General features: G+C 67.8%; 7 protein-coding genes. All 7 read right to left on the bottom strand.

Going from position 1 to position 21,304, the window contains the following annotated elements:
- Positions 1-172 precede the first annotated feature (172 nt).
- A complete protein-coding gene (locus tag EGJ22_RS05725) occupies positions 173-3,367 on the bottom strand; it encodes an amino acid adenylation domain-containing protein (RefSeq protein ID WP_029886514.1) in 3,195 nt (1,064 codons plus the stop codon).
- The gene (locus tag EGJ22_RS05720; protein ID WP_050492213.1) at positions 3,364-15,486 is read right to left on the bottom strand and encodes a non-ribosomal peptide synthetase; all 12,123 of its coding nucleotides are present in this window, start codon (positions 15,484-15,486) and stop codon (positions 3,364-3,366) included. Before EGJ22_RS05720 ends, EGJ22_RS05725 begins: the two co-directional genes overlap by 4 nt.
- 279 nt (positions 15,487-15,765) lie before the next feature.
- On the bottom strand, positions 15,766-17,157 hold the full coding sequence (locus EGJ22_RS05715; protein ID WP_029886512.1) for an aspartate aminotransferase family protein: 1,392 nt from the start codon (positions 17,155-17,157) through the stop codon (positions 15,766-15,768).
- 206 nt (positions 17,158-17,363) lie between these two features.
- A complete protein-coding gene (locus EGJ22_RS05710) occupies positions 17,364-18,686 on the bottom strand; it encodes an ATP-binding protein (RefSeq protein ID WP_064314289.1) in 1,323 nt (440 codons plus the stop codon).
- Positions 18,683-19,366 (bottom strand): response regulator transcription factor, encoded by a 684-nt coding sequence (locus EGJ22_RS05705; RefSeq protein WP_009684795.1) that lies wholly within the window; start codon positions 19,364-19,366, stop codon positions 18,683-18,685. Before EGJ22_RS05705 ends, EGJ22_RS05710 begins: the two co-directional genes overlap by 4 nt.
- Positions 19,367-19,771: 405 nt before the next feature.
- A complete protein-coding gene (locus EGJ22_RS05690) occupies positions 19,772-20,335 on the bottom strand; it encodes an NTP transferase domain-containing protein (RefSeq protein WP_029887988.1) in 564 nt (187 codons plus the stop codon).
- Positions 20,332-21,303 carry an XdhC family protein gene (locus EGJ22_RS05685; RefSeq protein ID WP_029887987.1) on the bottom strand — a complete coding sequence of 324 codons (972 nt, stop codon included), beginning with the start codon at positions 21,301-21,303 and terminating at the stop codon, positions 20,332-20,334. Before EGJ22_RS05685 ends, EGJ22_RS05690 begins: the two co-directional genes overlap by 4 nt.
- Between the last annotated feature and the right edge of the window lies 1 nt (position 21,304).

Below are 21,304 nucleotides of genomic sequence, written 5' to 3'. Positions count from 1 at the left end.
TTCTTTTCTAATGGTTGGCGTAAAAATGACGCCCCGCAGCCCCCTTCCCGAGCTGCGCCGGCACCTACGCCTTGGATGAAGGCGTAGATGAGACGAGCGACGTTCATGAGAAATTAGAGTTTTTTGCAATTTTGAGAACAGGCCCGGGCGCGGACGCACCCGGGCCCTCGGTTCAGCGCTGCGTTTCGCGCAGGCGCCGGGCCTTTTCTTCCAGTGCCGCGCGCTGCTCCGGCGGCAATGCCTCCAGTTGCAAGTGGGCACGGGCCAGCGCTTCCAGTGCCTGCGCATCGCTGCCGGGCAATGCGCCCAAGGCCTGGGCAAGCTCGGCCACGGTCGGGTTGTCGAACACCATGGCCGGGCTCACCTCGCGGCGCAGCACGTTGCGAATGCCCGCCACCAGCTTGATTGCCAGCAACGAGTGACCGCCGGCGGCAAAAAAGTCCTGGTGCAGGCCCAGGGCCGGCTGCTCCAGCAATTGCCCCATACGCTTGGCCAGCAGGCGTTCCAGCGCCGTGCGGGCTGGCTGCTGCTCGGTTTGCGGGGCCTGCGGTGCCAGCTTCGCCAAGCCCTGGCGGTCGACCTTGCCATTGGCCAGCCGGGGCAACTGCGCCACCACCTGGATACGCCGTGGTAGCAACGGCTCCGGCAGGCGCAAGGCCAGGTCGCGGCGGATACTGGCTTGCGGGTTCTGCTCATCGGCCTGCACCACCACGAAGGCCGCTGGCTGCAGCCCCGCCTGGGCGTCCTCGGCAGGTACCGCGACCACCGCTGCCTCGCGCACACAGGCCACCCGCTGCAGCTCGGCCTCAAGCTCCGCCAGCTCGACCCGGAAGCCATTGAGCTTGACCTGCTGGTCCCTGCGCCCATGCAGGGCCAGGCTGCCATCAACGCGGTAACGGGCCAGGTCGCCCGTGCGGTACAGCCGCTCTCCCGGCGCGAACGGGTGGTCGACGAAGGCTTCGCCCGCGTCGTTCAGGTAGCCCCGGCACAGCTGCCGGCCGCTGATGTAGAGCTCGCCCAGCACGCCAGGGGGCACCAGGCGGTGCCGTGCATCCAGCACGTACACCTGGTTGCCCGGCAGCACGCTGCCCAGCCCGACCGGCCCGTGGCCGAGCGGCTCAGGCGTCAGCACCTGCACCATCACCCCGACCGTGGCCTCGGTGGGGCCATAGTGGTTGAACACGCGGCAATCGGCGCGCAACTGGAAGACCCGCTGGAGCAGGCCAGGGGCTGGCGCCTCGCCACCCAGTACCAGGGTGCCAGGCAGGCGTGGTTGTTCGGCTTCGAGCAAGGCGCCCAGGTGCGAAGGGACGATCTTGAGGCAATCGACCTCGCCGGCCACCAGGTAGTCCCTGAAGCGTTCGGGGTCGCGCAGGGTGTCTTCATCCGCCACCAGCAGGCAAGCCCCGTTGTACAGGGCACCGAACAGGGTGGTATTGCCCAGGTCCGCCGCCACGCCGCTGGTGAAGGCGAACCGCGAGCACTGCTCCAGGCCCAGGAGCTGCGTGGCACCGGCCAGGTAGTTGGCCAACTGCCGATGCTCGATCACCACGCCCTTGGGCTCGCCGGTGGAGCCGGAGGTGAATAGCACGTAGGCCGCCTCGTCGCCCTGCAACGGGCAAGCTTGCGCACCGTCGTCTGCCTGCTGCACCACCAGCGCCGCCGGGTCGAGCAACTGCACACCCTGCGCGTCCCACGGATCTGGCTGCGCGGGCTGGCCGAGCAGCCAGGCCGCGCCCGCCAGGCCGACGATGCTGGCCTGGCGGGCCTGTGGCCAATGTGGGTCCAGCGGCACATAGGCCGCGCCCAGCCACCAGGTGGCCAGGATCGATTCCACCAGGGCACTCGAACGGGGCAAGGCGACGGCCACCCGGGCCCCCGGCCCCACACCCTGGGCAGCCAGGCCGGCAGCCAGTCGCCGGACCCGCTGCCCCAGGCCGGCGTAACTCAGGCGCTGCTCGCCGTGCACCAGCGCATCGCGGCTCGGCGCCTGTGCCAGCCACTGCGCCAGCCGGGCCATCAGCAATGGCGCCGGCGACGTCGGTACTGCCGGGTTGAGGGCCAGCAGGCGTGCCTGCTCCGCCGCACCGACCAGGTCAAGCGCGCCGATCGCGGTCGTGGCGTCATCGACAACCCCTTGCAGCAACATCAGCAACTGTTCGAGCAGACGCTGCATGCTGGAAGCGCTGTAGCAGTCGGGCAGAAAATCGAGCGCCAGTGCCTTGCATTCACCCTGCGCCGACAGCTGCACCTGCAGCATCAGTTCACAGCCATCAGCGCCTTGCGCCACCTGCTCCAGGCGCCACCCCGACGGGGCGTCGACGCAGTACTCACGCACAGCGGCAAAACCCAGGGCGGGCAGCGCCTGGTCAGGCGCCGCCGCCCAGTACTCCTGCCAGGTCACGTGCTGCGCCGCCAGCGCGGCGAACGCGCTCACCCACGCATCGAAGCGCTGGCTTTCATCAATACGCACCTGCACCGGCAGGGCCTTTTCCAGCACGCCGGCGCTCTGGGCAAAGTAGTCATAGTCCTCGCGGCCGTCATGGCGCCATTGAGCGAGGAAAGCGGGTTGGTCGCTGACCCGCCCCAGCAGCGCCCACCAGGCGGCCTGCAACAAGGCTGGCATTGCCACCTGCAACGCAGCGGCCCGGCCTTGCAGGCCGGCCTTCAGCGCCGGGTCGAGTGCGACCTGCACACGCTGCACCGGCGTTCCACGGCTGTCGCCGAGGCGATACGCCAGCCTGGCATGGCCGCTCGCCTCACCCTGAAGATGATCGTGCCAGTAACGCTGGGCCTGCCCGGCATCCTCGTCGATGGCCGTTTCCGCACGCCATTGCAGGTACTGCTCGAAGCACCCGGCCGCCTCGTCCTGGCGTGTATCAGGTGCCCGGTACAGGGTAATCAGCCCTTCGGCCAGCAGGCCCATGCCAGGGCCATCGACCAGCACGCTGGCCACCGCCAGGGTCAGTTGCCAATGCGTCTGGTCCAGGCGCAGCAGCAAGGCTTGCGCCCAGGGGCCCTGAGTCAGGGAGAACGGCGAGTCCAACCAGGCCTGGCGCTGCTGCTCAAGCGCCTCGGCAGGCAACGCCGACAGGTGCGCGGCCAATGCCAATGGCGCGCGGTCGGCGCCAGGGCACCAGCGCAGGCCGTGGAAGCCCGGCACCGTCTGCAGCCGCGCGGTCAGCTCGGGGTGCAGCTCGGGCAGCGCGGCCACGGCGCGCTGCAGGCGCGGCACATCCAGCTCGCCCTGGATGTGCAGGGTGACCTGCCGGCACGCCTGGGCGAAGGTCGTGGCGCGCTGCAGGGCCTTCAGGGCCACTTGCTGTTGCGGGCACAGGGCAACGCTTTCAGACATTGGCGTGCTCATGCGTCCACCTCCTGTGGCTGTACCTGGGTCGCCGCCAGGCTGGCCCGGTCGAGCATGTCGCCCATGGCGACGACGATCTTGCGCGGCCCTTCGAAGGGGTCGCGGGCGTGGGCGATCAGCATGTTGTCCAGCAGGATCACGTCGCCCTTGCGCCAGTCGAAACGCACCGCGCAGGCTTCGTACAGTTCGCCGATGCGCTGCATCACCTCGTCCTCGATCGGCGAACCATCGCCGTAATACACGTTGCGCGGCATGCGCTCGTTGCCGAACAGCGTCAGCAGGTCTTCGCGCACGTCGGCATCCAGGCAGTAAGGGTGGTGCAGCTGCACCTGGTTGAAGAACGACCGCGCACCGCTCACCGGGTGGGTGATGATGGCCGGGCATGGCGTGCGGATCTGCAGCCCGTCATCGGCCAGCCACTGCCACTGGATACCGGAGGCCTGGCAGCGGGCCTCGACTTCGGCGCGCTGTTCGGTCTTGAAGAAATGCTGCCAGGACACGTCGAGCTTGCCGGTGAAGGTGCGCACGTACAGCAAGCCATTGCGCTCGAACCGCTCACGCAGGGCGGTGGGCAGGCGCTGGTACATCTGCCGGCAATCCACCACCGGGGTGGCGCCGCCGACCGGCGACGGCAGCTCGCAGTAGAACAGCTGCTTTCGCGGCCAGCTGTCCTGGTGGGCGCTTTCGTTGTGGAAGAGGATCATCTTCTTCTCGGGGTAAGGCGTGGAGCGGTAGGTGTTCTGCCCGCCCTCCTTCTTCGGCAGATCACCGTAGTTGCCGTACAGGCCTGGCTGCACCGCCTCGGCGAACGCCTCGAACGCCTGGCTGTCGGGGATGCTGAAATTGCGGAACAGGATGCCACCGTGGTGAACCAGCTTTTCCTCGACCCAGGCGCGGTTGGCCGCGATCCAGCCGGTCACGTCTAGGCCGGGGTCAGTCGGTTCCAGCAGCAACGGGAACACCTGCTCTGGCACCAGCAGGGACTCGCGCACCGGTTGCTGCGCTTGCCCTGCCGGACGGGCCTGGTTCTTTTTCAGGAACTTGTCCAGCTTGTTGGCTTTGCCGGCAGGTACTGCCGGGCCGGCCGCCGCGTGTTGCATTGGCACGTTCATGTCTTCCACTCTCACGCTCTGGTCACATGTGATCTGCTCGAGAACGGCGATCCAGCCGTCCACGAACCCCTGGATCTCAGCCTGCTCGAACAACGCCGAGGCATACTGCCAATGGCCGCTGAGCTCGGCCTGCTGACCCTGTTCGACGAACAGCCCCATGTCGAATTTCGACTGCTGCGACACGCTGGGCAGCGCCTCGACGCTCAACCCGTCGATACCCGCGGTGGGCAGTGGCAGGTCGTTCATCACGAACAGCACCTGCACCAGCGGGCTGATGCCCTTGTGCCGAGGTACCCGTGCGGCCTCGACGATCATGTCCAGCGGCAGGTCCTGATGCTCGAAGGCGTTGAGCAACTGCTCGCGCCCCTGCGCCAGGAACTGGGCGAAGGTGCTGCCGGGCAGCTGGCGTGAGCGCACCGGCAGGACGTTGACGAAGAAACCGATCAACCCTTCAAGTTCAGGCTGCTGGCGGCCGGCGTAGTCGACGCCCACCACCACATCGTCACTGCGGGTCAGGCGGTGCAGGTAGGCCTGGAAGGCCGCCAGGATCACGCTGTACAGGGTGACCTGGGCCTGCGCCGCCAAGGCGTTGAGTGCCGCGGTCAAACCTTCGCGCAGGCGGAACGGGACCGTGCCGCCCTCATGGCTGGCCTTGGCAGGCCGCGGCTGGCGCAGCGGCAACGGCAACTGCCCGGAGTAGCCAGCCAGGGTCCGTGCCCAGTACTGCGCCTGTTGCTGCAGCACGCCAGCGTCCTGCAGCGCCTGCTGCCAGTGGGCGAAGTCCGAGTATTGCAGCGCCAGTGGCGGCAGCGGCGTGTGGTCCCCCGCACGCAGGCGGGCATAGATTCCCACCAGTTCGTTGGCCATGACCGCCATCGACCAGCCATCGGAGATAATGTGGTGCATCGAATAGAACAGCACATGCTCCTGCGGCCCCAGGCGGGCGAGCTGCATACGCAGCAGCGGCCCCTGATCGAGCACGAACGGATGGGCTTCGTTGGCCAGCGCCTGGGCCGCCACCTGGGCCTCCTGTTCGGCGCGGCTCAACTGCGACCAGTCGTGCAACGGCAGGTCTACGGCCAGGTGTGGTGCGATCAGGGCAACCGGTTCGCCCTCGCTGTCCTGGCCATAGGTGGTGCGCAGCACCTCATGGCGGCCGACCACAGCCTGCAGGCTGGCATGCAGCAGCTCGACCGACAGTTCGCCGCGCAGGCGCAACGCCATGGGCATGCCATAGGCGGCACTCCCTGGGGACAGTTGCTCGACCACCCACAACCGGCGCTGCACCAGCGCCAGCGGCGCCTGGGTGCTGACGGCGCGGGCCTGCAACAGCGGCAGCGCTGGCCGCGCCTGTTCGTCATGGCCCAGGCAGGCGACAAACGCGTCCAGCCGCGGGTGATCGAACAGGGCACGCAGCTTCAGGCCCGGCGCCAGTTGCTGGCGCACCCGCGCCACCACCTGGGTCGCCAGCAGTGAATGCCCGCCCAGGGCGAAGAAGTCATCGCTGCGCCCTACCCGCTCGACGTCCAGCACTTGGGCCCAGATCGCCGCCACCTGCTGCTCGCGCTCACCCTCGGGCGCGACATAGGCATGCCCCTGGCGGTCGGTCTGTGGCTGCGGCAACGCCTTGCGGTCGAGCTTGCCATTGGCGGTCAATGGCAGGCTGGCGAGAAACAGCAGATGGGCCGGCACCATGTGCTCGACCAGCACCGCCTTGAGCGCGCTACGCAAGCTGTCGCGCAGGCCCTGCTGGGCCTCCAGGCTGCCCGGCAGCGCTTCGGCAGGCACCACATAGGCCACCAGCTGCGTGCCGCCCGGTCCTTCCTGGGCCAGCACCGCGGCTTCGCGCACGACCGCCTGCTCCACCAGCCGGGCCTCGATTTCCCCCAGCTCGATGCGGAAGCCCCGCACCTTGACCTGGTGGTCGATACGGCCGCTGTACTCGATCACCCCATTGCCTGCGCTACGGGCCAGGTCGCCCGTGCGGTAGAGCCGCCCGCCCCCTTGCGCGCTGGTGTCGAAGGGGTCGGGCACGAAGCGTTCGGCGGTCAGCGCCGGGCGGTTGAAATAGCCCCGGGCCAGGCCGGCCTGGCCGACATGCAGCTCACCCCGACAACCCTGTGGCGCCAGCTCGAACGCTTCGTCCAGCAGGTACCAGGTCAGGTCGTCGATGACCCGGCCCAACGGGCTGGTCACACCGCCCTGCAAGTCCGCGCGGGTCACCGGGCGGTAGGTGACGTGTACCGTGGTCTCGGTGATGCCGTACATGTTGATCAACCGCGGTGTGGCATCGCCGAACTGGTCGAACCAGGGTGCGAGGCTGGCCACATCCAGCGCTTCACCGCCAAACACCACATAGCGCAGCGCAAGTGCCTTGCCCTCGCGGGCGCCGGCACAGGCGGCGCGAATCAGCGGTTTGAACGCCGAAGGGGTCTGGTTCAGCACCGTGACCCGCTCCTGCACCAGCAGCTCATGGAAATCTTCGGCCGAGCGTGCCACGTCCTGCGGCACGATCACCGCCCGCCCGCCATGTAGCAGCGCGCCGAACAGCTCCCACACGGAGAAGTCGAAGGCGTAGGAATGGAACACCGTCCAGACATCCCCGGCGTCGAAGCCGAAATCGCCCTGGGTCGCCGCGAACAAGCGCGTGACGTTCTGGTGCGCGAGCAAGGTGCCCTTGGGCTTGCCGGTGGAGCCGGAGGTGTAGATCACATACGCCAGGTTCTGCGGATGCGCACCACTGTCGGGGTTGGCCTCGCTGTAGGCCGACCAGGCGCCCTCGCCGCTGCCCACCTCCAGGCACTGCACCGCCGGGCCGGCCGACAGCCGCTGCTGCAGGTGCGGCTGGGTCAGCACCCACTGCACGCCACTGTCCTCCAGCATGTAGGCCAGGCGTTCGCTCGGGTAATGCGGGTCCAGCGGCAGGTAGGCGCCACCGGCCTTGAGAATCGCCAACAGGCTGACGACCATCTCCAGGCTGCGCTCCAGCGCCACACCAACGCGCACATCCGGCCCCACGCCCAGCTCGCGCAAGCGGTGCGCCAGGCGGTTGGCCCGGCGATTGAGCTGGTCATAGCTCAAGTGCTGGCGGCCCAGGGTCACAGCGATGGCCTGCGGGTTGCGCACCACCTGCTGCTCGATCAGCTGGTGCAGGCAATGGCCTTGTGGGTAGTGCGCGGTGCGCGGGTTCCAGGCCTGCACGGTCTGGCGCTGTTCGTCGGCATCGAGCAACGCCACCCGGGCGATTGCCTGCTGCGGCGCAGCGGCGACCGCTTGCAGCAACCGCAGCCAGTGCCGCCCCAGGCGCTCGACGGTCGCGGCATCGAACAGTTCGGTCGCATAGGTCAGCGACGCCGCCAGGGTGGTGCCATTGTCGACGGTGTCCAGGGTCAGGTCGAACTGCGCGGTGCCATGGGCATGCGGCCACAACTCCAGGCTCAGCCCCGGCAGCGTGCGGCGGTCGCCCTGGGCCTGGCCCTGATGGTTGAACATGACCTGGAACAGCGGGCTGTGGCTTTGGCTGCGCTCGGGCTGCAAAGCCTCCACCAGTTGCTCGAACGGCAGGTCCTGGTGCATCTGCGCGCCCAGGGCGGCCTGTTTCACCTGGGCCAGCAAGCCGGCAAAGGTGGTGTCGGGGGCGAATTCGGCCTTCATCACCTGGGTGTTGACGAAGAAGCCGATCAACTGCTCGGTTTCCACCTGCGTGCGGTTGGCGATGGGCACGCCGACACGGATATCGGCTTGGCCCGAGTAACGTTGCAGCACGCTTTGCCAACCCGCCAGCAACACCATGAACAACGTGGCATCGGCCGCCGATGCCAACGCCCGCAACGATTGGGTGAGCGGTGCGTCGAGCTGCAGCGCCAGGCGTGCGCCAGCGTGGCTTTGCACGTTGGGCCGTGGCCGGTCGGTAGGCAGTTGCAGTAACGGCTGCTCGCTGCCCAGTTGGGCGCGCCAGTAGGCCAGCTGGCGGTCGCGTTCGCCGCCCGCCATCCATTGGCGCTGCCACTGGGCGAAATCGGCGTACTGGATCGCCAGCGCCGGCAGTATCACGGGCTGCCCCTGGCGGTGCCCCTCATACAGTTGCACCCACTCGTCGAGCATGATCGGCACCGACCAGCCGTCGGTGACGATGTGGTGCTGGGTGACGATCAGCACATGCTCGGCCTGGCCCCGCGACAGCAGGCGCACGCGCATCAACGGCCCGTGCTGCAAGTCGAAGGGGCACTGGATTTCCGCGTCGATGTGCGCCTGCACCTGGGCATCGTCCCAGGCCTGCGCATCCTCCACGGCGAACGCCAGTGGCAGGCTGGCGTGGATGACCTGGCGCACCTGGTCGCCGTCCTGGCAGAAGGTCGTGCGCAGCGGCTCGTGGCGCGCGATCAGGTCATTGAAGCTGCGTTGCAGGGCGGGCACATGCAGTGCACCCGTCAGGCGCAGCACGGCCGGCACATGGTACGCCGCACTGTCAGGTTGCAACTGCCAGAGGAACCAGTGACGTTGCTGGCCGTAGGACAACGCCAGAGGCTGGTCACGGTCCACTTGGGGAATGCCGCCCGGGGTTGCGCGCGCCGCGCCCCCGGCCAGCGCGGCGAAGTCGGCCAGCACTGGGGCCTCGAACACGCTGCGCAGCGGCAGGTCGATGCTCAGGGCCTGACGGACCCGGGAGATCATCTGGGTGGCCAGCAACGAGTGGCCGCCCAGCTCAAAGAAGTGGTCGGCGCGCCCCACGCGGTCCAGCTTGAGCACCTGCGCCCAAAGGTCGGCGACCTGCGCCTCCAGGGTACTGGCCGGGGCCTGGTAGGCCTGTTGCAGCAGACTGGCATCGACCGCCGGCAGCGCCTTGCGGTCCAGCTTGCCGTTGGGCGACAACGGCAATGCCGGAAGGATGAGCAGGAACGCCGGCACCATGTGTTCGGGCAGGCTGCCCTTGAGCGCATCACGCAAGGTGTCACGCAGCGCCGCTTCGGCCTGCAGGTCGCCGGCCTGCCCAGCATCGGCAGGCACCACGTAGCCCACCAGTTGCACGCCGTTGGCGGTCGGCTGCGCCAGCACCACGGCTTCGCGCACCAGGGCGTGGCCCAGCAGGTGGCCCTCGATCTCGCCCATTTCCACCCGGAACCCGCGGACCTTGACCTGGTGGTCGATCCGCCCGCTGTACTCCAGCACACCATCGGTGCGGTACCGCGCCAGGTCACCGGTGCGGTACAGGCGCCCACCGCCTGCCAGGCTGGTGTCGAAGGGGTCGGGCACGAAGCGCTCGGCGGTCAGCGCCGGCCGGTTGAAATAGCCCCGCGCCAGGCAACCGTTGCCGCCGATCAACAGCTCTGCCACCACCCCCACGGGCGCCAGCGTGAAGCCGCTGTCGCACAGGTAGGTAGCACGCCCGCCGATGGCCGTGCCGATCGGTACGCTTGCCTTAGGCAACGCCTGCAAGGCGCTGGCCGAGCAGTCGAACACGGTCGACACCACCGTGGCCTCGGTCGGCCCGTAGGTATTGAGCAGACGCACGCCCTTGAGGCAGGAGGCAAACCAGTCGTTGAGGCCTTCGGGCGGCATGGCTTCGCCGCCCACGTGCACCTGGCGCAGGGCGCCACAGGACGACGCACCGCGCATGTGCGCGGCGAACAGCCGCCAGTACGCGGTGGGCAGGTCGGCCACGGTCACACCCTGGCGGACGATGGTGGCGGTCAGCGTCTCGATGTCCCAGCGCTGTTCGCCCCGCATCACCACCTGCGCACCCACGCACAGCGCCGGGTACAGCTGCTCGACGAAGCCGTCGAAGCTGACGGTGGCGAACTGCAACACCTTGTCTTCAGGGGTGAGTCGCGAATACTCCGCGGCCACCTGGCAGAACGCCGACAGTTCGCCACGGGCGATGGCCACGCCCTTGGGTTTGCCGGTGGAGCCGGAGGTGTAGATCACATAGGCCAGGTTGCTTGCCACGGTCAGCGGCTGCGGGTTGCCCTCGTTGCCGCCCGCCACTGCCTCCTGCGCCGCGCTCAGGTGCATGCGGCGCACGCCTGCCAGGTCTGGCAGGCTCGACGCCAGTTCGGGCTGGCTCAGCAGCAGTTCGATGCCACTGTCCTGGAGCATGTGCACCAGCCGCTCGCGCGGGTAGGAAGGGTCCAGCGGCACATAGGCGCCACCGGCCTTGAGAACCGCCAGCAGGCCGACGATCAGTTCGAGGCTGCGCTGCGCCGCGATGCCGACCCGCACATCGGGGCCCACGCCCTGTTCGCGCAAGCGGTGCGCCAGGCGGTTGGCCCGGCGGTTCAGCTCGCCGTAAGTCATGCTTTGGGCGTCGAGCACCAGCGCCGTGGCCTGCGGCCGTGCCTGGGCCTGGGCTTCGATCAGTTGCAGGGTGTCGGGCGCCTGTGCGGTGGCGGTGGGCAGCGGGTTCCAGTCCTGGACCAGCTGGCGCTGCTGCGCGGCATCTACAATCGGCAGCTCGGCAACGGCCACCTCGGCCTGACCGAGGCTGGCCAGCAAGGTCAGCCAGTGCCCCGCCAGGCGCTGGATGCGCTCGGCATCGAACAGGTCGGTGGCATAGTTGAAGGTCGCGGTCACGCCGTCCGAGCGCTCCAGGGTGTCCAGCGACAGGTCGAACTGGGTGGTCTGCTCCAGCCACTGCACTTCTTCCACGTGCAAGCCCTGCACGCTGTCACTGGAGACCTTCTCGCCCACATCCAGCAGGTGGTTGAACATCACCTGAAACAGTGGGTTGTGGGCCAGGCCGCGCTCCGGCTTGAGCTGCTCGACCAGCACGTCGAAGGGGATGTCCTTGTTGGCCTGGGCCTGAAGGGTGGTTTCCTTGACCGCGGCCAGCAACTGGCCAAAGGTGTGCGCGGGCACGATGCCGACCCGGGCAATGAGGGTATTGACGAAAAAGCCGATCAGGCCTTCCAGTTCCAGGCGGTTGCGATTGGTGACGGGAATACCAATGTTGAGGGTCTCCCGCCCGCTGTAGCGCGACAGCAGCAGGGCGAACGAGGCCAGGAACACATGGAACAGCGTGGCATTGGCTGCCACCGCCAGGCGCCGCAGCTGGCCGGTCAGTTCGGCGGGCAGTTGCACGTCGATGCGCCCGCCGCGGTAGCTCTGTTGCTGTGGACGCAAGCGGTCGGCAGGCAACTCCAGCACCGCGAAATCGTCCTCCAGGTTGGCCTTCCAGAACGCCAGCTGCGCCTGCAACTGGCCCTCGGCCAGGCGCTGGCGCTGCCAGCCGGCATAGTCGGCGTACTGCACCGCCAGCGCCGGGCGCTGGTCGGCCTGCCCCTGGGTGCGGGCGTTGTACGCGGCGGCCAGCTCGCGCACCATCACGCTCATCGACCAGCCGTCGGAGACGATATGGTGCAACGACACGGCCAGCAGGTGCTCCTGCGCGGCAGTGCGCCACAGCGCGACGCGCAGCAGCGGCCCTTGGGCCAGGTCGAAGGGGCTGGCGAACAGCTGGTCCAGGTGAGGCTTGAGCGCATCGCGTGACAGACCGATCAGGTCCTGGGCCTCGATGAGCACCGGCGCGGCCGGTTTCACCACCTGCCAGGGCAGGCCATCGTGCTCGGCGAACACGGTGCGCAGGCTTTCGTGCCGCGCGACCAGCGCATCGAAGGCGGCCTGCAGGGCGCCCAGGTCCAGCGCGCCGCGCAAGGTCACCGCCAGTGGCGTGTTGTAGGCGGTGCTGTCGGGGTTGAGCTTCCAGAACATCCACTGCCGGTACTGGGCATGGGAGACGGGCAGGCGCTCGCTGCGGTCCAGCAGCGCGATGGCGCCGCCGCCGGTTTGCTCCAGGCCTTCGAGTACCTGGGCATACGCCTCCAGGTCACGGGTATCGAACAGCACGCGCAAGGCCACTTCCCGCTGCAACTGCTCGCGGATCCGCGACACCACCTGGGTGGCCAGCAACGAGTGGCCGCCCAACGCGAAGAAGTTGTCGTCCAGGCCCACCTGGTCCACTTGCAGCACCTCGGCCCAGATTGCCGCCACCTTCGCTTGCAGCGCGGTTACCGGGGCACGGTAGTTCACCTGGGTGGCCAGCGCCTGCGGCAGGGCTTGCAGGTCGACCTTGCCGTTGGCTGTCACCGGCAGGTGCGGCAACAGCATCAGGTACCGCGGCACCATGTGCTCGGGCAGCGTCTGGCGCAGCGCCAGCCGGGCGGCGTCGATGCAGACCTGCCGGCCCGCCTCGTCCGCAGGCCACGCCCTGGGCACCAGGTAGGCGGCCAGTTGCCGGTTGTCCTGCTCGCCGACCACGCGCACCACGGCGGTGTCCAGCTCGGGTAACTGGCGCAGGCAGTTGTCGATTTCCGCCAGTTCCACGCGATAGCCACGGATCTTCAACTGGCCGTCCATGCGCCCGGCGAACGCCAGTTGGCCGTGGCCATCACGGCGGACCCAGTCGCCGCTGCGGTACAGGCGCCCGCCCTGGCCCGAAGGGTCGGGCACGAAGCGCTCGGCGGTCAGCGCCGGCTGCCCCAGGTAGCCCCTGGCCAGGCCCGCACCGCCCAGGTACAACTCGCCGCGCGCGCCAGCCGGCACCGGCAGCAGGCAGGCGTCGAAAACCTGCACGCTGAGGTTGCCCAGCGGGCGCCCCAGCAAGGCCTGGCCGTGGACCTCATGGGTCAGCACACCGACCGTGGTTTCGGTCGGGCCGTAGTGGTTGAGCAGCCGCAGCCCCGGTGCCAGCGCGGCGATGCGCGCGATCAGCGCTGGGCTGATGGCCTCACCGCCGACCACCAGGCAGCGCCGAGGCAGGGCATCGCTGCCGGCGGCGAGCATCGCCTGCAGGTGCGAGGGCACCATCTTCACCGCGTCGATGGCATGCCGTTGCAGGTAGTGCGCGTAGGCCTGGGCGTCCAGCACCGTATCATTGGCCAGCATGTGCAAGGTCTTGCCGTTGCACAGGGCGCCGAAGAGCATGGTGTGCCCCAGGTCTGCCGCCGGTGTGGTGACCATCGCCAGGCTGCGCAGTTCGTCGATACGCAGGCGTTCGCCCACGCTTTGCACATAGTTGGCCAGGGCGCCATGGCTGATGGCGACGCCCTTTGGTGTGCCGGTGGTACCGGAGGTGTAGATCACGTACGCCAGGTTGTCGGCGTGCACAGGCACGCGCGGCAACGGCGCCGCCGGGTAATCACCCGTGGGGTCGATACGCTCGATGCCGGGCGCCAGTTGCAGCCGCCCCGCCGGGGCCAGTACCCGCTTGACCTGGCTGTCGGCCAGCATGAAATCCAGCCGCGCCTGTGGCTGTCCGGGCTCCAGCGGCAGGTAGGCGGCACCGGCCTTGAGCACAGCCAGGATGGCGACCAGCATGTCGATGGAGCGATCGGCCAGCACCGCCACCCGCTCGTCGGGCTGCACGCCGGCGCCCAGCAGCACCCGGGCCACGCCCTCGGCGCGGGCTTGCAGGGCGCCATGGCTGATCTGCTGGCTGCCACTGACTGCCGCCAACTGCTGCGGATCGCGTGCGGCAGCGGCATCGATCAGTGTGTGGACCGCCGCGGGGGCGTCAAACGCCTGGGGCACGACCAAGGGCGCTTCATCGCCCGGCACCAGCTCGCCCACCGGGCCTTGCGCACGCTCGGTCAGGCCCTGTAGCAGGCGCAGCCAGTGCTGGCTGAGCGTCGCCACGGTGTGCGGTTCGAAGCGGTCCACGGCATAGGTGAACACCGCGTGCAGGCGGCCGGCACTCTCGTAGGTGTCCAGCGACAGGTCGAAACGTGCGCTGTGCTTGTCCAGCGCGACTTTTTCCAGGGTCAGGCCGCTGGCCAGCTGAATCTGCCCTGCATCGGCGATGGCCGCCTGATGGTTGAACAGCACCTGGAACAACGGGATATGGCTGGCACTGCGCGGCACGCCCAGGGCCTCGACCAACTGCTCGAACGGCAGGTCCTGATGGGCCTGGGCCCCCAACGCGGTGTCCTTGACCCGAAGCAGCAGTTGCGCCACGTCCATCAGCGGGTCGATCTCGGTGTGCAGCACCTGGGTATTGATGAAGCAGCCGATCAGGCCTTCCACTTCACTGCGGTGGCGGTTGGCGACCGGTACGCCGACGCGAATGGCCCGCTGGCCGCTGTAGCGCTGCAGCAGCAACTTGAACGAGGCCAGCAGCACCATGAACAAGGTCACGCCATGGGCCTTGGCCAGGCTGGCCAGGCGCGCCGCCAGGTCCGCCTCGAGCTGCAGTTCCACACGCTTGCCGCGCAAGCTGGGCAGCGCTTGCTGCGGGTGGTCGAACGGCAAGTCGAGGGGCGCATGGTCGTCGCCCAGCTTGTCTCGCCAGTACGCCATCTGCCGCTCCTGCTCGCCCGCCTCCAGCCAGCTGCGCTGCCACAGGGCGTAGTCGCGGTACTGGATGGGCAAGGCCGGCAACGACAGCGACACCTGGCTGCACGCGGCGTCGTACAGCTGCACGAACTCGTCGACCAGTACATTCAGCGACCAGCCGTCGGCGACGATGTGGTGCAGCGTCAACATCAGCACATGCTCTTGCGCCTGCAACTTCACCAGTTGCACCCGCAGCAGCGGCCCTTGCACCAGGTCGAACGGCGCCTGCGCCTCGGCGGCGCCGAGCGTGAGGACCTGCTGCTCGCGCTCGCAGGCCTCGAGCAGGCTGAGGTCGTGGCGGGTGATGGCCACTGCAGCGGGCGGCAGTACCTCCTGCAGCCATTCGTCGGCGTCGGCCCGCAGGCGTGTGCGCAGGCTTTCGTGGCGGGCCACCAACTGATCGAACGCAGCTTGCAGCGCGACAAGATTCAGCTCGCCCTTGAGCCTTACGGCCATGGGCAGGTTGTAGGCCGCGCCCTGTGGGTCCAGCTGCCACAAGAACGCCATGCGCCGCTGTGCATACGAGAGCCGGTCACGGCTGGCCTCGGCGACATTGCCCGGGATCGGAAACACGGCAAAATCCACCCCCTCTCGTTGCAGCGCGGCCAGGAACAAACGGCGTTTTTCCGGCGGCAGTTCAATGAAGCGGCGAGCGAGTTTCAACGAATCTTCGGCATTCATGCGATGCGTCCTTAGCAATAGGAAGCGGGACCAGAGGGTCCAGTCATCCCACAAGGACGAAACTGCGCGAGGCCGATTTAGCCCCTGCAGCCGCGCGGCCGGGCGCCTTCAAATGCGTGCGCCGAACTTGGCCTACGGTGACGTCATGCGGTTATGAATGGAAACCCTGCGGGAAGAGATCAGTAGCGCCAGCAGTGGGTTTCACGCCTGGTGGCGGGAGAAGCGGCGACGGTGATGGATAGGCTATTGGCGGGGCCGCTTTGTGGCCCCGCCAATCAGTCAGACCGCCGCGATCAACGCCTCGGCAAAGCGCTGCGCGACTTCATCGATCTGCTCGCCGCTGATGATCAACGGTGGCAAGAAGCGCACCACCGCACCATGTCGCCCTCCCAGCTCCAGAATCAGGCCACGCTTGAGGCACTCGCGCTGCACCTTGGGCGCCAGGTCGCGGTTAGCCGGTGGGTGGCCCAGCACATCGGGCTGGCCTTGCGGGTCGACCAGCTCCACGCCCAGCATCAAGCCCCGGCCACGGATATCACCCAACTGCGGGTAGTCCCGCTGCAGGCGCTGCAGGTGCCCACGCAACCGTAGCCCCATGGCCTCGGCATGCTCGGCCAGGCGATGCTCGACCAGGTAGTCGATCACCGCCGAACCCGCCGCCATGGCCATCTGGTTACCGCGGAAGGTGCCGGCGTGCGCCCCCGGTTTCCACGTGTCCAGCCAGTCGCGGTACACCACCACCGCCAACGGCAGGCTGCCGCCAATGGCCTTGGACAGCGTGACCACGTCCGGCACGATGCCGGCATGCTCGAAGGCGAACATCCGCCCGGTACGGGCAAAGCCGCTCTGAATCTCATCGACGATCAAGGCCACACCCGCCTGCTCGGTGATCCGGCGCACCCCCTTGAGCCATTCGATATCGGCCGGGATCACCCCGCCCTCGCCCTGCACCACCTCCAGGATGACTGCAGCCGGCAGTGGCACCCCGCTTTCCGGATCGAGCAGCAGGTTTTGCAGGTAATGCAGGTTGGCCTTGACCCCGGCCTCACCGCCCAGGCCGAACGGGCAGCGGTAGTCGTACGGGTATGGCATGAACTGCACGCCGCTGCTCAACAAGGCACCCAGCGGTTGCTTGGGACCATGGCTGCCCATCAGGCTCAGGGCCCCCTGACTCATGCCATGGTAGGCACCCTGGAAGGCCAACACGGTGCTGCGCCCGGTGGCGCTGCGCACCAGCTTGAGGGCCGCCTCCACGGCGTCGGTCCCGGTCGGGCCGCAGAACTGCACCTTGGCCTCGCGGCGCAGGGCCTCGGGCAGGGTGCTGTACAGGTCCTGAACGAAGCGGTCCTTGACCGGTGTGGTCAGGTCGAGTGTGTGCAAGGGGATCTCATCGGCCAGCACACGCTGGATCGCCTCGATCACCACCGGGTGGTTATGGCCCAGCGCCAAGGTGCCGGCGCCCGCCAGGCAGTCGATGAACTGTCGGCCTTCGACGTCTTCAACGTGGATACCCCTGGCGCGCTTGAGCGCCAGCGGGATGCGCCGTGGGTAGCTGCGGGCGTTGGACTCTTGCTGTTGCTGGCGTTGCAGCAAGGGTGAGTCGATGAATTCGTACAGGGCCTGCGGCACGCTGGCCGGCGGGACCTGGGCAAGGCTGGAAGCGGTGGACATGGGTAAATCCTCGCAAGCGAGCGAAAGTGCGGGTGTTCGTCGCTTGGAAAACGCTTGGGTGCTGGGAGGATTTAGCGGTTGTTACTGTATTTTATTCCCCCTGTGCCGGCCCTTTCGCGGGCTTGCCCGCTCCCACAGGTACTGCACAGCGCCTGACCCTGTGGGAGCGGGCAAGCCCGCGAAAGGGCCGGCACAGGCAGTGAAAATCAACTGCTCGAACGCGCCGGCACTCGTAACCACACCCGCAAGCCATCGCTACTGCTGTCGAACCTGAGGCTACCGGCACACCGCTGCACGATCGCCTGCACGATCGCCAACCCCAGCCCGCAACCACCGCTCTGCCCGCTGCGCCAGAAACGCTCGGTAAGGTGTTCCAGATCCGCCTCGGCAATCCCCGGCCCATGGTCACGCACCATGAAGCCCACCTGCCCGTCAGCCATCTGCACCTCCAACTCCACTGCCTGTTCGCCGCCATGGCGCAGGGCGTTGTCCAGCAGGTTGCGCAGCGCGGCCACTGCCAGCGGCGCCGGCATGCCCAGGTAGATCTGCGTGGCCTCTTCAGGCAGGCGCAACACGATACGCCGGTTGTCACCCCCGCCCGCGTCCTGTACGGCCTGGCGGGCCACCTGCTCGGCGCTGCACTGCACGCCATCCTCGAACGAAAGGCTGCCCTCCACCCGTGCCAGCATCAGCAACTGCTCAAGGGTACGGTGCATGCGGTCGGCGCCCTGCTCGGCATGCTCCAGTGCCTGCTCGCGCACGGCGCCATCGGTCATGCGCGCCACCTGCAGGTGGGTCTTGATTGCGGTCAACGGGCTGCGCAACTCGTGCGCGGCGTCGTCAGTCAGGCGCCGCTCGCGTTCGATGGTCTGGGCAATGCGCAGGAACAGCTGGTTCTGGGTGTCCAGCAACGGTTGCAACTCGCTGGGCAGGCCCGCCACCTGCAACGGCTCTACGCTGTCGGCACGCCTGCGGCGCAAGGCATCGCGCATGCGGTTGAGCGGTTCCAGGCCCTTGCCCAGGCCGATCCACAACAACCCCAGGCTACCGAGCAGGGCCATCAGCACCGGCGCCGAAGCCGCCAGCAGGATCGACTGGTTCAGCGCTTCACGCTCCATATGCCGGTCGGCGGTGGTGATGCGCACATCCCCATGGTTGTAGGTGAAGGTGCGCCACGAAGCGCCGTCGATGGTCTGGTCGCGGAAGCCGCTGCGCTCGTCATCCATGGTCCCGTCGTGCTTGTGGTTGCTGGCGAGGATTTCGCCGCGCAGCGAGCTGACCTGGCAGGCCATGCCGTCCGGCACGCTGAACTGGTCGGCCGAGAAATGCGCCTCGCCGCCCTTGGCCGTCAATGGCTGCGGCAACTGGTCGATCAGCCCGGCGACCATGCGCGCCGAGGCGACCAGCCGTTGGTCGAGGGAAAACATCATCTGCTGGCGCAGGTCGCGCAGCATCCATGCCGCAGCCAGCACCCAGATGATGATGAAGGCACTGCCCAGGATCAGGCTCAAGCGTACCCGCAGGCTCATGGTGCAGCCTCTTCCGGTGCCTGCGCCGGGCCCAGGCGGTAGCCCAGGCCGCGCACGGTCTCGACGATACCGTTGCCGAGCTTGCGCCGCAGGTGGTGGATATGCACGTTCAGGGCGTTGCTTTCCACTTCGTCACTGAAGCCATACACGCAGTCCTTCAACTGCTCGCTGGACAACACCCGCCCGGGGTTTTGCAGCAGGGCCTGCAACAGCGCCTGTTCACGGCGGGAAAGGTCGACCTGCTGGCCGGCCAGGGTCGCCTCGCAACTGCTGGGGTCATAACGCAGCGGGCCGTGCTCGATCACATTGACCGCCCGCCCCGCCACCCGCCGCAGCAGGGTGTGCAGGCGTGCAGCCAGCTCGCGCAGGTCGAAGGGTTTGAGCAGGTAATCGTCGGCACCGGCCTGCAGGCCATCGACGCGATCGGTGACGGCGTCGCGCGCGGTGAGCACCAGTACCGGCAAGGTCTCGCCTTTTTCGCGCAGGCGGCGCAGCAGCTTGAGGCCGTCTTCGTCGGGCAGGCCCAGGTCGAGGACCATCACGTCGAACTGCGCCGCCTGCAGCATGGCCCGCGCAGCGGCGGCGTTGCCCACCCGGTCGACGGTCAGGCCCTGAGCGGTAAGGCCGGCGCAGATGCCGGCGGCGATCAGGTCGTCGTCCTCGCAGAGCAGAACGTGCATGGTGGGGCTCCCGGAGTGGTGTGGCTGGTATTGCACTATGGGGGGATTAAGGGGGGATTATGGACCTTTTGTGGGGGGATCAGGTGTTCGCCGAAAGATTTTCAGCGCCTGTGAGATCGAGCGCCGCCCGCGCGGCGCATCGCGACCAAGGTCGCTCCTACATTTGTTTCGGGCCAATTATTCCTGTGGGATCCGCGCGCGCCCCTTGGTGCATGTCTCGATATGGCGTCGTACAAACAAGGCTGTCGCGCGCGCCTGGCACAGGATGGACTGGCCCGAAACAAATGTAGGAGCGACCTTGGTCGCGATGCGCCGCGCGGGCGGCGCTCGATCTCATAAGCGCTGAAATTGTTTCGGCGAACACCTTTCACAGGCGCAGAACATGTTGTGGCAAACACCCCATGCCTAAATCAACCCCTGCGGCGTATCCACATCCCGCAACACCCCTGCATCCTCCACCTCAACCTCCACACAACAATCCCGCTGCGCGCGCACTACCGCCCGCGCCCCTTCATCACCGGTCAACTGCCCCAGCGCCGGCCAGAAATCGCGGCCAAAGATCACCGGGTGCCCCTGTTGCCCCGCATGGCGCGGCAACACAATGCGCGAAACGCTGGAGGCCTCGGCCAACCGGCGCAGGGTGGCCAACTCGATCCACGGCATATCACCCAGCAAAATCGCCACCGCCTGCGCGTGGCTGTCGCCCAACGACCGGCCCCCGGCCACCAGGCTGTGCCCCAGCCCCAGCGCCGCATCCGGGCTAACGATCACCCGGCAACCGGCAGGCAAACCGAAATCCTCCCCCCGTTCACCCTCGCGCAGCACCACACGCACATCGTCGAACACCGCCCTCGCCCGCGCCACGCTATGCGCCAGCATGCTGCGGCCGTCAGCCAGGGTCGCCAAGCGCTTGTCAGCACCGAAACGCGTGCCGCGCCCGGCAGCCAGCACCAGCGCGACCACGCTCACAGCGCAGCCCGCCCGATGCCGTTACGCACCCGCAGCACATCGGCCAGCACCGCCAGGGCGATCTCTGCCGGGGTCTTGCTGCCCAGGTTGAGGCCGATCGGTGCATGAATGCGCCCCAGTTCGACCTCACCCAGCCCACCAATGCGCTGCAAGCGCTCGCGACGCTTGTCAGAGGTGGCCTTCGAGCCCATCACGCCGATGTAGAACGCTTCGGTACGCACCGCTTCAAGCATGGCCAGGTCATCGATTTTCGGATCATGGGTCAATGCAACCACCGCCGTGTCGGCATGGCAACCGCCATTGGCGATAAATTCCGACGGCAGCTCGCGGCGTAGCTCGATGCCGTCCAGGTGCACGCCGTCGAGCACCTCATCACGTGGCTCGCAGAGAATCACTTCGAAGCCCAGGCCTTTGCCGAACTCGGCGCAACAGTGCGCCACGCTGGAATAGCCCGCCAGCAGCAGGCGCTGGGCGGCGCCGACGCGCAGCCGTACACAGGTGGGCTCACGCTGCACCCGCGGCCCCTGGCTGGTGTCAGGCACCAACTGGCGGTTGCCGTCGGGCAGGCGCACTTCACGCAACAACCGGCGCTGCCCCAGCAATGCGCTTTGCAACTCGCGCAGGTGGGCCTGCACGTCGCACTCGGCCGCCAGGTTTTCCACCAGCACTTCCAGCACCCCGCCGCACGGCAGGCGAATGCCCGAGCGGGGGTCACTGCCATCGCCGTAACGCACAAGGGTGACCGGCTCGGCGAACTCGCCCAAGGCCACACGGTGCAGGAAGTCGTCCTCTACGCAGCCACCAGACAACGAACCCAGCCACTGGCCGCTGGCGTTGACCGCCAGCAGCGACCCCGGTGCACGCGGCGCCGAACCGTAGGTGGCGAGTACCGTGCACAACCACACCTGCTGACCGCTGCACGACCACTGCAAGGCCTGGCGAATCACCTGAAGATCGAGATGCTGCACC

Origin of the sequence: Pseudomonas sp. p99-361 (genome assembly GCF_003935475.1) — a bacterium.
Lineage (GTDB): Bacteria > Pseudomonadota > Gammaproteobacteria > Pseudomonadales > Pseudomonadaceae > Aquipseudomonas > Aquipseudomonas juntendi.
Note: the sequence above shows the minus strand (reverse complement) of the source record. Positions and strands in the feature narration are given on the sequence as shown.